This is a genomic window from Vibrio porteresiae DSM 19223 (assembly GCF_024347055.1).
Lineage (GTDB): Bacteria > Pseudomonadota > Gammaproteobacteria > Enterobacterales > Vibrionaceae > Vibrio > Vibrio porteresiae.
The window spans coordinates 1,564,339-1,580,343 of sequence record NZ_AP024895.1 but is presented as its reverse complement, the minus strand read 5'-3'; the positions used below and the strand labels follow the sequence as shown (position 1 = coordinate 1,580,343).

Annotated in this window: 12 protein-coding genes; 4 read left to right on the top strand and 8 right to left on the bottom strand. The window is 41.9% G+C overall.

Going from position 1 to position 16,005, the window contains the following annotated elements; all coding sequences use genetic code 11:
- Positions 1–53: 53 nt before the first annotated feature.
- Entirely contained in the window at positions 54–1,673 is a 1,620-nt protein-coding gene (locus tag OCV11_RS07225; protein ID WP_261895966.1) for a PAS domain-containing sensor histidine kinase, read from the bottom strand.
- Between the two features lie 213 nt (positions 1,674–1,886).
- On the opposite strand from OCV11_RS07225, the gene OCV11_RS07220 reads away from it, so the two are divergent.
- Positions 1,887–2,450 (top strand): RBBP9/YdeN family alpha/beta hydrolase, encoded by a 564-nt coding sequence (locus tag OCV11_RS07220; RefSeq protein WP_261895965.1) that lies wholly within the window; start codon positions 1,887–1,889, stop codon positions 2,448–2,450.
- Positions 2,451–2,525: 75 nt separating this feature from the next.
- Here the strand turns inward: OCV11_RS07220 and OCV11_RS07215 are convergent, their stop codons facing one another.
- Positions 2,526–2,813 carry a GIY-YIG nuclease family protein gene (locus OCV11_RS07215; RefSeq protein WP_261896248.1) on the bottom strand — a complete coding sequence of 96 codons (288 nt, stop codon included), beginning with the start codon at positions 2,811–2,813 and terminating at the stop codon, positions 2,526–2,528.
- 132 nt (positions 2,814–2,945) lie between these two features.
- Positions 2,946–5,738 (bottom strand): hypothetical protein, encoded by a 2,793-nt coding sequence (locus tag OCV11_RS07210; RefSeq protein ID WP_261895964.1) that lies wholly within the window; start codon positions 5,736–5,738, stop codon positions 2,946–2,948.
- 878 nt (positions 5,739–6,616) lie between these two features.
- Here OCV11_RS07210 and OCV11_RS07205 point away from each other — a divergent pair.
- The 3 genes from OCV11_RS07205 to OCV11_RS07195 all read left to right on the top strand — a co-directional run bounded on the left by OCV11_RS07205 (position 6,617) and on the right by OCV11_RS07195 (position 10,448).
- Complete coding sequence (locus tag OCV11_RS07205) at positions 6,617–7,540, top strand: LysR family transcriptional regulator (RefSeq protein ID WP_261895963.1); 924 nt, start codon at positions 6,617–6,619, stop codon at positions 7,538–7,540.
- A 108-nt stretch (positions 7,541–7,648) separates the two neighbouring features.
- Complete coding sequence (locus OCV11_RS07200; protein WP_261895962.1) at positions 7,649–8,827, top strand: MFS transporter; 1,179 nt, start codon at positions 7,649–7,651, stop codon at positions 8,825–8,827.
- Between the two features lie 457 nt (positions 8,828–9,284).
- On the top strand, positions 9,285–10,448 hold the full coding sequence (locus OCV11_RS07195; protein WP_261895961.1) for a hypothetical protein: 1,164 nt from the start codon (positions 9,285–9,287) through the stop codon (positions 10,446–10,448).
- A 94-nt stretch (positions 10,449–10,542) separates the two neighbouring features.
- Here the strand turns inward: OCV11_RS07195 and OCV11_RS07190 are convergent, their stop codons facing one another.
- From OCV11_RS07190 to OCV11_RS07170, 5 genes are all read right to left on the bottom strand, one after another.
- A complete protein-coding gene (locus tag OCV11_RS07190; protein ID WP_261896247.1) occupies positions 10,543–10,998 on the bottom strand; it encodes a GNAT family N-acetyltransferase in 456 nt (151 codons plus the stop codon).
- Positions 10,999–11,020: 22 nt separating this feature from the next.
- Complete coding sequence (locus tag OCV11_RS07185) at positions 11,021–11,287, bottom strand: hypothetical protein (RefSeq protein ID WP_261895960.1); 267 nt, start codon at positions 11,285–11,287, stop codon at positions 11,021–11,023.
- Positions 11,288–11,711: 424 nt separating this feature from the next.
- Positions 11,712–12,932 carry an anaerobic sulfatase maturase gene (locus OCV11_RS07180; protein ID WP_261895959.1) on the bottom strand — a complete coding sequence of 407 codons (1,221 nt, stop codon included), beginning with the start codon at positions 12,930–12,932 and terminating at the stop codon, positions 11,712–11,714.
- Positions 12,933–12,963: 31 nt separating this feature from the next.
- Entirely contained in the window at positions 12,964–13,515 is a 552-nt protein-coding gene (locus OCV11_RS07175) for a hypothetical protein (protein WP_261895958.1), read from the bottom strand.
- A gap of 99 nt (positions 13,516–13,614) precedes the next feature.
- On the bottom strand, positions 13,615–15,303 hold the full coding sequence (locus OCV11_RS07170; protein WP_261895956.1) for a sulfatase family protein: 1,689 nt from the start codon (positions 15,301–15,303) through the stop codon (positions 13,615–13,617).
- Between the last annotated feature and the right edge of the window lie 702 nt (positions 15,304–16,005).

The window sequence follows — 16,005 nt, the reverse complement described above, 5'->3', positions numbered from 1 at the left end:
CCAAGGCGATATTGCGGGCGATGGAACGGATGTTCACATCGCCCGATTCGCAGCTATGCGCGATCTTTTACACCAAAGCCAATCGTAAATTGCACCCCTTGATTAGGTTCACTTTGACACTCAATCGAACCACCTAGCGCATTTTTCACAATGTTATACGTGACATTTAGCCCCAATCCCGTGCCACCGTTAGCGCGGTTGGTGGTAAAAAATGGGTCAAAGATTCTCGGCAAAATCTCTTTGCTGATCCCTTTGCCGTTATCTTGGTAGGTCATGACAAAATAGTTGCGCTCTTCTTCACGCACCTGAATCGTAATCTCACCAAAGCCTCGTTCGCTAAAGCCGTGCACCATGGAGTTAACAATCAAGTTGGTTACCACTTGCGAAATCAACCCAGGATTGGTCACTACGTTAAAATTGTCGGGGCAATCGATAGTGATTTGGGTATTGGCTTTTCGGGTCATCGAACCAAGGCTAAACACCACCTCTTCCAAGTATTCCCGTAAATTGATTGAACGCTCCTCTTCGCTGGTTTGGTCAACGGCAATTTGTTTAAAGCCGCGCACCAACTGCGCTGTACGTTCAAGGTTTTTATGGACGATATTAGAAAGTTCATTGGCACTGTTGAGGTAATCTTCAAAAGAATTTTCGGTCAGTTCACCTTTGTGATAATGGCTACGAATGGCTTTGGTCTCTTCCATAAACTGAGTAATCCCCATCAAACCAACCCCCACGGGCGTATTGATTTCATGTGCTACCCCTGCCACAAGCGATCCTAAACTCGCCATTTTTTCCGATTCCACCAACTGCTCTTGCGTCCGTTTTAGATCGTCAATCATCAATTCAAGGTGACTATTTGAAAGATCTAATTCGGTATTGCGTTCGTAAAGCTCCAGCTCCAACGCCTTTTTCTCTGAGATATCACGAATCACCGCGTAAATCACATCAACGCCTTTGAGGTTGACCTTAGTGATGATCACTTCGGTCCAAAAGTTGGTGCGATCTTTTTTGCAGTGTATCCACTTAAATCGCGTGCTGCCTTTATCTAACGATTTAAAAATCAGCTCTTTAGCGGCCTCTTTTGACGAACGTCCATCAGCTTGAAACTCCGGAGAAATGTCTTTGGGATGAATCCCAATCACTTCATCTTTGGAACTAAAACCAAACATGCGCAAAAACGCCTTATTGCAGTCGACGTATTTCTGCCCATCAAACACGCTCAGACCATCCATCGACTCATTAAACAGCGTCTCAAATATCTCTTTTTGCTCAGCAAGCTTAAGTTCCAGATCTTTCTTCTCGGTGATATCGCGCCAATTGGCATGCACCACCACCTCACCCGCCAAGGTCATTTTGGTGATGATCACTTCACACCAAAAGGGCTCGCCATTCGACTTTTTATGCAACCATTCAAAGCGCACACTGCCCTCTTCGTAACATTGGGTAATGTACTCCATGCCTTTTTCGGCTGAGCTACGACCATCAAACTGATATTCAGGAGAGAAATCGAACGGCGTAAGGCCGATAAACTCCTCACGAGTCGCTAAGCCGACCAAATCGAGCATCGATTGGTTGCAATCGACAAAGATACCGTCTTTAAAAATCGCCAAGCCATCTTTAGAGTGACGAAAAACCGTTTCGAACCCTTTGTCTTGCGTGTGCGCTTCGTTCATGTTCAGCTAAATCCCTGTAGATATTGAAACAATCTCTATCAATCAAGCTAGCAAAGAACGGGGAGAATTCCACTGTCAGGGGGGATGAATAGAGTGAGTTCAGGACAATCAAGCCTTGCTTTTACGATTTCGTTCTAATCTCAATCTCTGCAATATACTGTGATAAATGAGCATGTTATGGTCATATTCCCCATTATCAACTGAGCAGTATGGATGAATACGACGATTATTCTTGTGCCGGGATACACTAATTCCGCCCCAAACCACTGGCAGAGCATTATTGAACGCAGCTACACCAACACAGTACGAGTACAGCAAAAAGATTGGCTAGTACCGGAACGCCAAGCGTGGGCTGATGCGCTAAACGACACCATAAAACAGGTATCAGGCAACGTATTACTGGTGGGACACAGCTGCGGCTCAGTCGCGATTACTCAGTGGGCATCTCTTTATTCATCCGAAAACGTCATTGGTGCATTGCTGGTTGCTCCAGCTGACGTTGACTCATCAACCGCAATCCCAGAAATTCACGTGCAGCGACCATTATCCATGCAGCCACTACCGTTTCCCAGCATAGTGGTCTGCAGCGATGACGACCCACACCTCTCGATTCCAAGAGCTAAAGAGTTCGCTAAACATTTGCAAAGTGACGTGGTGACATTACATAAAGCCGGCCACATTAACACCGATGCTGGCTTTGGTTATTGGCCGCAAGGAGAAAAACTTATCGAACGGCTGCTGGGATATAAATGGACAGAAGAGAGGATTGCGGAGTGAGCGAGTGGACGTGTATTGATAATGTTTGTGAAAGGAATGACACCTTAATTCCGTTAGCTGAACTTCTCACAGTGACTACTTATTGTTTCCACCTTGTTTGCCAAATGCTGGTTTCAACTTATTGGAAATATTATCTTCTATTAACTGGATGACTTCATTCGGTTCATCATATTCGAGTACATCAACTTTGTATTTCCCTTTAAACCACGCATAAAGGTGTAAAGCATATGTTTGATCAGCACAATCGACGAGATGTTGAGTTAATCGTTTTTTGATGCCTGTTGTCGAAGATCCAACATATAGGACTTCCGACGGCTTATTTACTTTACAACACGCCTTAGAATGAGACGCTTTAAATGCAATAAAGTCACGAGAACGTTCATAATTCTGTAGCTACTAATTTCTATAAAAGACACACACCCCAATTCATTTTCGAGGTGTATGTCCTTTTGGGTTTTAATTTTAAATTGTACCTTTTATAACAGCTAATTACAGTTACTGCACACGATTTAACGTTACTGTCGGATTCTCATCTTCAGGGATGATTATGGTCATCACATCATCTTTGATTGAGTAATCCAATGCTTGTCCATTTTCATCAGAAAATCCAGCCGATATGTTTGAGTCACCAGCAACAGTACCGCAGTCACTCTCATCGTCGTCAGTACAAACTAAGGTATTAGTGGTCGTTGTGGCATCAGCAGTAAAGGTAATGGTACTGTTGTCACCACTTATCACATAAGTACCAAATTCAGAGGCATTTTCTAATGTCTCATCATCCTCATAGTAAAACCCATTTGCGCCATAATACAAATCGATTTCCATATAGTGTCCATTACCATCAAGAACCACCAAGGCATTATCTGCAATTCCTCCATCTGAGGTTGCTTCAATCAACCAAGCACCGGCTTCCGGATGGCTGTCTGAGGCGACGATTTTAGTGAGATCTTGATCATCATCAGCAATATCCAGAACCTCATTATTATTACTGTACACCGTCATTGACGTATCCTTCAGGGTAGCCCCACCATTGGAAGTGCCATTGGAATCAATGACTGGAACGGCGTCACTGGCTGTATCGGCAGTCGCAGAATGAGTATAGGTGTAGGTACCGGCTTCCACGCCACCGATCACGCTATTTTCACTCAGCGCTTGTTGCGCAATCACATAGTTTTGCTTGTCAAGAAATACCACAATATCGGCAAAAGGTGCATCATCTGTGCTATTCACCCAAGCACCAGCCAAAAGGCTGTCATCTTGCCACAGGGCTCCCAGCTGTATCCTATCATAGCTATGGTCACCCACATCTTCTTCGGCACAGCTACTACAGTTTTCTCCAATATCAGCATCAATAAAGAAGTAACCATAATCATTGCTTGGTACCTGATCACTGTCCAGAGTAATAGTCACGGTTTTGCCATCAGACGATACCTCGAATGAATAGATATCTGTGTCTAAGCTTTCTCCTTCAACATAAACACCATCTTGCCAGTAATCCTTTAGAGCCCATTTGTCTCCATTACCCTTCATCCCAAACTCAATACTGTCATTAACCCCAATCCAAAGCATGTTAACATAACCGGTTCCGGAAACTGAATCCGTTGCTAGGGCATCTTTAATACTGCCGTTGGCAGTAAGAGTTATTTCGATCCGACCGCTGCTGCTTTCCTTTGCGCTAAGTGTAGTCAACTCAAAACCAGCATGATTCGCATTGGTACTGTCATCGGATTCATCAGTCACAGTGCGCGTGGTGTCGAGATCGTCAAAAAAAGTGGACTCAAGAGCCGACCGCGAGGTATACAGGATAACGGTGTCGTCGCTTTCATCCTCGTCATCACTTTCCTCAGTGGCGATATAGCTACCCTCCACATCACCTACACTGACCAAGCTAAAGGTGGTAGTAGACACACTGCTGTCGTCGGTGTCGGTAATAGTGAACACCAGCTTCCCATCGGTCAGAGCATAGGTAATACTGTCTTCACCATCGTCTTCTTCATTATTAAGAATATTGACAAAATTAGCCGTACTGTTGTCGCCAAAGGTGATTTTTTCCAGATCACCGTCATTAAGATACAAACTTAGGCCACTAGCCACCATATTATCAGTAAAGCTCAGAGCGCTGCTATCATCAGGCTCCAGAGTCAACCAATACGCATTAGCTGCTGTGGCGCTGTTATCACCATAATAAAGCCGGCCGCTACCCGTGGCATCGCCACTGGTGTAGGTAAAAATGGCATACTCACTGGTGAACGCGGTAAAGGTCATCACCCAGTTTGAATCGCCGTAGGCCAGCGCCACTTGCGGGGATAGTGTGTCATAAGTGGCATCAGAATATGTAAACGATTTAACGCCAGTGCTATAGCTTTCAACCAAATATAGGATGTCATTACTGAGGATGTTCCCCGCTAAATAACTTTCTGCAGCCCCTTTATAAGCGTAAGGATAAATACGCAGCGTTTGTGTATTGTCCGCACTATTGCTGAGCTGAACATAATACATACCGTCAATGTCTGTCTGAACCAGATTTGGCGCATAGCTCACTGAACCAATGGTTAGCGTATCGGTATCCTCATTAAAGGTCACTGTATCGCTGTCTTCCTCTTCCAACTGATTGGCAGATGCCAGTGTAAGACTCTCGCTGGTAGAATCAGCAAGCATCAAACTCGCATACACAGCTGAACTAGCATCTCCGACAAGTAATGTACCACTGCTGTCACTTAAAATGGTGTGTAACAAATGGGCATTAGCATCAAGTTCTGTGGCCACATCAATAGTAATCACATCTTCATTCGCTGCCTTATTTAAGGCCTCAAGTAATGAACTTGAGTCTGAACCATCAGTGGTATAGGAACTACTATTATCGACGTAATGAACAAAAGCGGTGACGGTATCGGATTCCTGATCAATAGTAATACCGTTACTAGTATCATTATCCTCATCGAGGGTTTGTAAGATACGCGCAATGTTGGTATCGGTCTCTTGTAGTGTTTGCCCATTAGACAAAGCATCTAGTGTATTGGCATCGATAACCTTTAATACAAGATCACCAATTGAAAAGCGGCAAGAACTATCTTCATCAAAATAGAACTTACCATTACTATCTGTCGTACCGGACTGAGTTCCACACTCATAAGTAAGACCGCTAACTGCAGAGTCAATGTAGTAAGCGTAAGATGAGCTTGTTGTTGCCGTATTATCGGTATCGGCATCGCCATCTCCTCCGCCACACCCAGCCAAAAATAGTGCCATAAACATCGCTGCTATATTACCTTTATTCTTCATTCTCATTATATTTCCTTAGACAATTTCGGTTGTTTTCTACTAATTAATTCAGCACATAGAACCCCCTCGCAGATTATATATCACGATAATTATCAGTATGAGAGAATTCTAGATGTTACATAATAAATACTATTTTCATTTTCGCTTTTTAACTTACCTTAGCCACACAATTGATATCATTAACTGTGTTAAACATAATAAATAAAATTCAACAACTTAAAATATTTAATCATAAATTAACCACACAAAACCCTTCATTTTCATAAATTAACATAGTCTAATAATTAAATCCGTTGAATATAACCTATAGAAAAGAATCCCTGCACTTACCAAACGTAACAAATAAATTAGCACTTCAAATTAAATGTTATTTGATTAATGTGTCATAACTAGAGAAAATGAGAATAAATTTCGATTTCACACTATTACCACATAAATATAATAATGTTATTAATATATTTGATTGATAAAAGTACTATTGCTTTTTTGAAATTACAACCATGACAAATAAAACGTCTATTTTCTTTGCATCATTTATAAGACATCTGCGATTGAAAAATTGATATTTATTAATAAACGGTCGTTCACAATAATATCTCAGATGGTAAATCCGTGTTAAAAAATTCAGATTTAATTCTAATAGTATGATATTTAAAATCAAATTTCCTTAATAATAGTGAGATAGGAAAAACCAACTGATCACATACGTCATTTTCTTGATAGCCACGGCGGATACGCGTCTCAACATCTTAATGTCACTTTGCGTTTTCTAACTCGTTGTTTTCCTCTTATAGCCAATTGCTTTACATTAAGTAGACCTGATTCTCTATTGCTGTAGAATCTTTCTCTATTCTACTTTCGCTTAGCTTGGAATCGTTTCTTATATGTCTACATTCAATTCCGACGAATCGCTGCGGGGGATCACCACTTTTGTGGTTGCAGCGAATTCGGCAAGTTTTACCGAAGCCAGTGAAAAGTTAGGGATTACGAAATCAGCTGTGGGTAAAAGCATCGCACGATTAGAAGAGCGTTTGGGAACAAAACTGTTTCATCGTTCAACGCGTAAACTGAGCCTTACTAGCGATGGCGAAGCCTATTTTGCCAGCTGTACAACAGCATTAGAGATATTAGATTCGGCAGAAAACTCGTTAAGTCGACGTAAAGAGAGTCCTTCTGGTGTTGTTCGGATGGATATGCCTGCCTTTTTTGGCCGTCATTTGATGATGCCTATTCTGATCAATTTTTCTCAGCGCTATCCGGACATCAGGTTCGAACTCTCTTTTAATGATCGACTCGTAGACCCTATCGAAGAGGGATTAGACTTAGTTTTACGCTTTAGCCAATTGAAAAGCACTAATGAGTTAAAGTCTCGTCGCCTTGGTGAGCAGTATCTCTATCTATGTGCTTCACCCACTTATCTAAAGCGTTATGGTACACCACAAGAACTTGCGGATTTGAATCATCATATCTGTTTAATGGGCTACCGCTGTCGAGCTCCTTTAGCGTGGCAACTTAAAGATGCGGACGAAAAAATTATTAGTTATCTCCCTGAAAAGTTTCATCAAATTGGGGATGGTGACGCCTTACTAAATGCCTGTTTAGGCGGAATGGGGATCGTTCAGCTTCCTGAGAGCATGGTTAAAGACCATATAGAAAACAACACATTAGTACCTGTACTTCCCAAATTCATGCCAGAGCCGATACCTTTGCATATCCTTTGGCCATGCAGTAAAGCTCTTGTTCCTAAAGTGCGCTTACTGGTAGATGAACTGGTAGAGCATGCCAAACAGGGGTCATTTAGCCACTAAGTAGACTATTTCTCTACATTGAGTGAACCTAAAGCGTGTTTATCCACCAGAGGAATACCGTTACACTCGTCGCAACATAATAAAACAGTCACCTTTGAGGAGAGATTTATGCCATTCGCACTCTGGGCGCTCGCAGTTGGCGCCTTTGGTATTGGCACTACGGAGTTTGTGATTGCAGGATTGTTGCCTGCCATTGCTAACGAATTTCACATTACGATTCCTGTAACGGGTTACTTAGCCACCGCCTACGCGCTTGGGGTGTTCTTTGGCACACCAGCTTTGATTATTTTGGGAGCGAAGATTTCGCGCAAAACCATGCTGATCGCGGTAATGATGCTGTTTGTCGCCGGTAACCTTATCACCGCTTGCGCGCCAAGTTTTGCGTTTGCATTGCTTGGGCGAATTGTTACCTCCCTTGCTCACGGCGTGTTCTTTGGCATCGGGTCGGTGATCGCTGCGGAATTGGTCGCTCCCAATAAACGCGTACAAGCCATTGCGTTTATGTTTATGGGATTAACCATCGCCAATTTGGTGGGTGTGCCAGCTGGTACTTGGATTGGTGAGCATATTACTTGGCGTTTGACGTTCGCTCTTGTTGCCATTGTTGGGGTTGTGACGGCCGTGAGTGTATGGCGTTTGATTCCTCATCAGCCTCGCCCTAAAGAACAGCGGTTTTCGCAAGAGGTTAAAGCCTTTGGCAATATCAATGTGATTCTGGCAATGGGGATTACGGTTTTAGGCCCTGGTGCATTTTTCACTGCAATTACTTATATCGCACCAATGATGACGCAAATAGCTGGTTTTAGTAGTTCAAGTGTCACTTGGTTGATGCTGGTGTTTGGGTTGGGCTTATTTGTCGGTAACCATCTCGGCGGTAAATTTGCTGATAAAGCCTTAATGCCTATGCTTTATATCACCCTAGCAGCACAAGCAATCATTTTGTTTATCTTCAATTATGCGGTACACAGCCAAGTAATGTCAGTTATCTGCATCTTCCTAATGGCGGCGTTCGGGTTCGCAACGGTTTCACCGATTCAAAAGTTGGTGATGGATAAAGCCAAAGCTGCTGGAGCGTCCACACTGGCTTCTGCCGTTAACATTGGTTTTTTCAACCTAGGTAACGCTGTGGGTGCTTGGTTTGGAGGGTTTGTGATTGCAGCAGGGTTTGGACTGCAATCCCCTAACTGGGCGGGTGGCTTGCTCTCCGCTGGCGCTCTCGTTCTCGCGATTATTTCCGGTATAACGGATAAATCTGCTAACGCCGAGCCTGTATCGGTGAATAGCTAAACTGATATAAACAAGGGAGCCATTAGGCTCTCTTGTCATTTCGTATTCAGTCCATGCCTAAAACAAGTACACACTACCCTTTCTCTCTTTAGTTGAAGCTGATTGAGTATTTTCAAGATGTGTTTTCTTGTTGGCATTCTAATTAAGCTGTATGCCCTCGTTATAGCTCGTTATTATTGGGATATGGCAAGCTTGCACTGGCTAACACCAAGTTTCCCTTCAGCCTCGTTTACGATTTTTATATTTGCTCCGCCAAAAAATAAGCTCTTGTATATAAGAAATTGCTAAAAATAAAATTATTATCAAAATCATCAGTTATTTAATTGTAATAAATTAATACAAACATTTATCTTTTATATGGTTTTATTGTAAATTGTCCGCCAGATAAAAATGAATCGCATTCTCTTCAAGCTCGCATTCAATAATATAAATAGCTAAATAACGAAAGGCTTAAATAATGAAGTTGCCCTATCTTTTGCTTATCACATCTATCGGTTCTGGCGTGATTGGCTATGGTGTTTCACAAACTTTATCATCACCAGAACAAACCACTGCGGCTAATGGTAGCAGCGATGAACAACCAAACGATGACGACTATCTAAGTAGCGATACGTTCGCGACTACCGAGGAATACACACAGCAAGAAGTTGTTTTTACCAGTGATTCAGCGGGGAGCAACATTGTCGAACGTGAGCTAAACCGCTATGGTTATAGCCTATCTAACTTAGATAAAATGCAATGGAATGATTTCATTGGACAAAAGTCGCTTGATTATTGGGCAAAGGATCTACGTGCACAATTGACCTTATTAAACTTGGCGATCTCAGAGAATAATACCAAGCTTATCGAACGCTTACTGAGTCGCAAAATGACCATCGATGCCGCACCTACACATGACGATTTTCCGTTAATGGTTGCAGCTGAAAATGCCAACCTAGTCAATTTCCGATTGATTGTTGACCATATTCAAAATCTAAACAGCCCCAATTACCAAAACATTGTCAAATTAATACAGCGAAGCAACGATTTGAGTCTCGGCAAGTCAAAAATCGATTACCTATTTAACAGCGGCTATCTTTTTGACGACATGTATCTTCATATTCTGCCACAGTTAAGTTTTACCGATAATTTGGAAGATTCGATTTTGGCCAATACCTTAGTGACGATCGATCCCAATAGCAAGCGCAGAGAAAATGGCCCGATTTTACTTGCCGAAATGATCCAAAATGGCGCCAATGATCAAATGGTACGCGCACTTCTTCCTGACCTAGACATCTCGACACTTGATACTAGAGCTAGAAAAAGCTTATTGATTTCAAGCCTAAGTTCCAAGCGAATTCAAGATCCAGCGACGATTACGGCACTAATAGATAAAGGCTTGGACGTTAATGTCGAAGATGGACGCATGCCGAGTATACTTGCTATTAGTGTTGTATTACTAAATAGAGTGGATAATGATAATGAATTTGAAATACAAAAGGAAAAATTTACTGCGTTAGTTAACAGTGGTGCAAAGTTAACAGATAGCGAAAAGAAAAAATCGCACTTAGCAAATTTATTTAATTCACTCAAAATACCGGAAGAACAAAAACAACAAATAAGTTCAGCGTTAGGACTTTAAGGTTTTATTAAACGAGCTAGTTGTCAATTCTATATAATCTACTTACATCGCTTAGATGACGATGTAAGTAGTTTTCCCAGTACCGTTTTACAATCTAAAAATAATCGGGAATTGTATCAGGCATAGATTGTTGCTCTTTCGCTAGATAGAGGCATTGTGAATCACCAATACGGCGGTAACCGAGCTTCTGGTAAAACTGAGGATCAATATCACTATGTAGATAGATCGCTTTTGTTTCTGGTCGTTCTAACAACATCTTGCCAATCGCTTTGGTAAGTGCAGCGCCATACCCTTGGCGGCGGTGCAAATGAGAAGTGGCGAGTGATCCTAGCCCATAACAGCCCACGCCTAAACCAAAATGTCCGCAACCATAAATAATAGCAGCTGCGACAATTCGCTCATCTTGGGTTAATACATACCATGTGCCACGTTGATATTTTTGACTGCTGCGACACAGAGATAAATAGTCAGGGAAAGATAATCCCTCCCCCCAAACATCAAAACCGAGAGCGTAAATTACATCAAATTCGCTTACCGTTGCTTGTCTGATAATCGTATGTTCCTCATAGAGGTTATTGGTTAGCGTTCACCGTTTTACCTCTTCTTTTTCGCTTTTTACTCGAGAAAAACCAAATAACTACACCATAGATAAAACCATTAAATATACTTGAAAAATATGTTTGCAAGAGATTTTCCGGGGAGAAATTCGCGTCTTGATCAAAGTACTTAAACAAGGAATTCCCAACAAATGAAATAGTTCCAAAAACTAAAATTCCTTCATAAAATACACAGCGAATAAAATCTTTATTAAATGTTTTTTTCCATCGCTCTTGATTCATTTAACACCTTGATTAAATTAAATATCGTATGGTGACAAATTACCCGAGCTGAGTTTCTCTATCAATAACAATTTACAAAAACTTCGCTTTTTCGATTATTGATGACTATGTTTTTAAATGCCACCAATTAGATGACTTGGTGCGCTAATATTCTAATTTACTAATACATAGTTAGTGAGGAAAATATTGGTACTGTCTTAGGCTATCCAATGGAATATGCAGTGTTATAGGTAGGGATTAGCTATGCCAAACCACTCTATTTCTATGAAGCAATGGGGGGCGACGCCAGAAACGCTTGCCAATTTTAAGGCGCATTTGGCAGAAAGACTTAACTAACGCATCAAGATTTAACTAACGAATAAGTATAAAAAGGCCCCTCCAACGATAAGCCGAACAAGCGGAGGGGCAATCAGGAAATAGTCACTTAGTAGAACCGCTTCTTCATTGCGGCCTTTATTTGTTTAGGGGTGATTTCTCGTTCCATTAGTTCAAAAATGCCGACCATTTTCGGCAGCACATGAGTGAAGTGCGTTTTGAACCCTTCACACAGATAGTTTTTGTTGGGTTTACCATCGCTCGAAATTTGGAAACGATGTTTAGGGCAGCCGCCATTGCAAGCTTGTTTCACAGGGCAGTCGAGACAGTCACGGCTGATGTTGGTTTTCTTACTTTCACCAAAAGCTAAGTTTTGTGGTGAGTTGACCATCGCTTCCAAATCGTGGTGATGTAAGTTACCTAACTTGTGTTCTGGATACACAAAGTGGTCGCACGAGTACACATCACCATTGGCTTCCATGACCAAATCGCTACCGCAGGTTTCACTAAACACACAGGCAGCCGAACGGCCAATCATTTGAGACATGGTCTGTTCAAAATTCATCACGAAGATGCGGTTAAAATCGTTCACGACCCAATAATCGAAAATTTTATTGAGGAATGCGCCGTAAGCTTTTGAAGGAACAGACCAAGGCGTCACATCACACTGGCCAGTAAAATCCGGTTGAATCAGGGTTAAGCCATTTTCATCCGCCTCTTTCGCTTTACGTTCCACCAGCGGAATAAACTGCATAAATTGGCTGCCGATGCTTTTTAAAAACTGATAGGTTTCGAGCGGCTTACGTACGTTGAATTCGTTAACTACCGTGAGCGTATTAAATTCCACCTTGTGTTTTTTCAGACACTCGATGCCTTTCAATACCTCATCAAAGGTGCTTTTCCCCGAACGGGAGATACGATACTTATCATTGACTTCACGATCACCATCGATAGAAACGCCCACTAAGAATTGGTGCTTACCTAAAAAGGTGACCCATTCATCGTCGATTTTAATCGCGTTGGTTTGGAAGAAATTCTGAATCTTTTTGCCGCCCTTATATTGCTCTTGCAACGCAAGCGCTTTAGCAAAAAAGTCAATGCCGAGCAGAGTCGGTTCTCCACCCTGCCATATGAAATCAACCACTTCACCTTTCTGCGATTGAATCTGTTTTTGGACATATGCCGCTAAAGTCTCATCGTCCATTTTCCAGCGGTTTTTTCTATCGGGATAAAGCTTCTCTTTTTCCAAATAGAAACAGTAGGTACAGTCAATGTTACAGACTGAGCCACTGGGTTTGGCGATCATCTGGAAGTTATTAATCGATTTCATGTTTGGACCTCACTTCACACTGCTTTTTTTCTTATTGTTTTACTGGTTGCGCGGCTTGTTTTACCGGCTTTGCTGGCTTTTTCTCATGGTACATAATCACAAACATGGTGCCATCGGATCCATCAACTAATTGAGTTGGAAAGATTTCTATATTTGGAATCTGATAATAGTCGTTGGGATATTGGCCGCCATCTAAGGCCAGTTTCACAAACTGGGTTTCCCCTTTCTGATGCAATTCGGCAAAATCGGGCAATGCCTTTTTATAGTAAGTCACCACGTCATCGTAATGGCTATCACTGACAAAAGTGGCGAAAGGAAGTGAACGACGACCATCATCGAAATCCATGCCCAATGTTTTGTTGAGTACCATTTCGGATTTGCCATAGATAGGCAGTGTAATCGCCTCTTTAGGCGATTGAATCATGAGTGGGCTGATCCCCATCATTTTGACCAGAGCTTGTTGAGTCTGCACGAGTACTGAAGGCGCACTCGCTTCTTGAGAAGTTATTTCGGCGTGGGCAAAAGTCGTAAAAGCCATCGAGGCTGAAGCAGTCAGGACTGCTAGACATTGTTTAAAGTTCATCACTCTGTCTCATTATTGTTTTTCGTTGTCGGGTTGCTCATCGCTTAGTAAGAGCGACATAAGGCAAAACGGCGCTCCCAAGGGAGCGCCTAGAACTCATTATTTTGTTTCTTCTTTTTGCATGTAAGTTTTTTGGATGTACTCCTGAGTACGTTTCAGACCATCAGAGAATGCGCCGTACGCTTTCTCTTTGTCTGCCACGTCTGGGAAGAATCCGAAATACTTATCTGCTGGGTCATAACCCCGTAGCCAGCTGTCAGGGAAGTCAGCCGCTTTCTTACCTTCAGGACCATGACGGAACAAGATACCGGTAGACAAACGTTCGTTGTAAGGAATGTTGTTCTTACCTTCATGGTTTTTCAGTTTAGCAAACAGTTCATGACGCAATTTCACACGAACATCGGCAATTTTTGGATCGTTTGATTCGATCAAATTGTGTTTTTCGTGTGGGTCGTTCTTGATGTCATACAGTTCTTCTGTGTCCCAAACACCGTAGTAGTTGATGTACTTGTAGTTGTCAGTACGGACGGCAAATGTGGTTGGCGTGTATGGGAAGTTGTATTCCCAGAAGTACTCGTAAACAAAGTCTTTAGCACGAGGAGTTGCTGGTTGCTTACCGGACGCAAGTGGTAAGAAGCTAGAACCATCATAGTTGCTTGGTGCTTTGATATGTGCTGCATCCAAAATGGTTGGTGCGATATCGATGTTAGCCACGATGTCATTCACTACACGACCTTTATCAAAGCCTGGCCCCATCGCAATCAGTGGAACGCGGATAGATTCTTCGTAAGCAGTACGTTTATCAATGATACCGTGTTCACCAAATTGGAAACCATTATCACCCATTACCATCACGATAGTATTTTTATCAAGATTATGATCTTTTAGATATTTCATTACGCGACCAACGCTGTCATCCACTGACATCAAGGTTTCGTAGTAATCTTCTTTGAATTTATCTAAGTCGATTTTCATATCGTATGGGTAATCGATACCGTGCCAGCTGTTACGTTGATCACGCAGCCAACGAGGTTTACCTTTGTAGTTCTCTTCTGTATTCGCGTAAGTATCTGGTTTTTCGTAATGTTTACCAGCTAATTTACCAATGTGACGCGGTGCAGGTAGGAAGTCCGCGTGAACCCCTTTATGACCTAGGTACAACATAAATGGTTTTTTCTTATCGCGATGGTCTAGCCAATCTACTGCGTAATCCGTCAGTTCATCGGTGATGTACCCTTTCTGTTTCACTAGCTTGCCGTCAACGTTAAGCATTGAAGGTTTACCGGTTGCATCGATAGGGTAGTAGTTACCCTGGGCATTCGAACCGATAAAACCAACCCATTTATCAAAGCCAGCGAAACCTGGTTTTGCTTCTTCTTCGACACCACCAAAGTGCCATTTACCGAAGAAACCGGTTTGGTAACCCGCTTTTTTCAGCAATTCTGGGAAATAGTGGAGTTTGAATACATCGGGGTTTTTGTTGTTATCAACCATGCCATGGTTATGAGCGTACATACCCGTCAGCACACTTGCGCGGCTTGGACCACTCAGTGATGTGGTAACGAAGGCATTTTTGAAATAAGTCCCTTCTTTCGCCAATTTATCCATGTTAGGCGTTACGGCTTCACCACCGATGAAGCCCATCGCATCATAACGTTGGTCGTCAACGATAATGTAAACGATGTTTGGCTCAGCTTGACTCTGCTGCGCCGCTTGGACAGGAGCTACGTGCATCGCCATTGGCGAACAGGCAACGGCTATCATTCCCGCTAATATTTTTTTCTTCATAAGATTATTCCTATTTTACCTATCTATCTGATCAGACCGTTTGTAATTAATTTCAATCAGATTCTTTACAATTCACTGGCATCACCTATAAGCGTACAAATAACGCCCATTAAAAATATGGCGACTTACGCTGTTATTATTACTATCGATGCCTTACCTCTTCATCAAAGAGGTTAAAAAGGAAATAATGGAGAATAAAATTGGTGAATATCACATTGTCTTCCATTACTTTAATTTTTAGATAAAAATAATAAAAAAGGGCAACACTCAAAACTATTTGATGGTGTGATAAACAACATCAAACAGAGTCTTGAGTATTGCCCTTCTCGGTAACAACCTCGTTAATGATGAAAGCTATTTTATGGCAAGGCCACACTCCCTCAATTACCGCTTTACAGCGTTGCGGGAATACCTTTTCATCACAAACTTAAATAAGTAGATAAATAATGGCAATAGAATATCAGCAAAATGCAATATCAATACAATAGGTTTATACAATGAAATCATAGCTTAAACCTATTCATTAGTGCTTTTTTGTCTAAGATGAAAACAAATACGTAAAAGAATCGTACCGTTAGCGAGGAATGATTTTTTTAATATTACATAACAGATAGTTACTCACTCACCCATGTAACACCATCTGCTGTATCAGTGATAAGATTTGCGATCTGAAGACACAAAATTCTTCGCTTCATCCAGCGT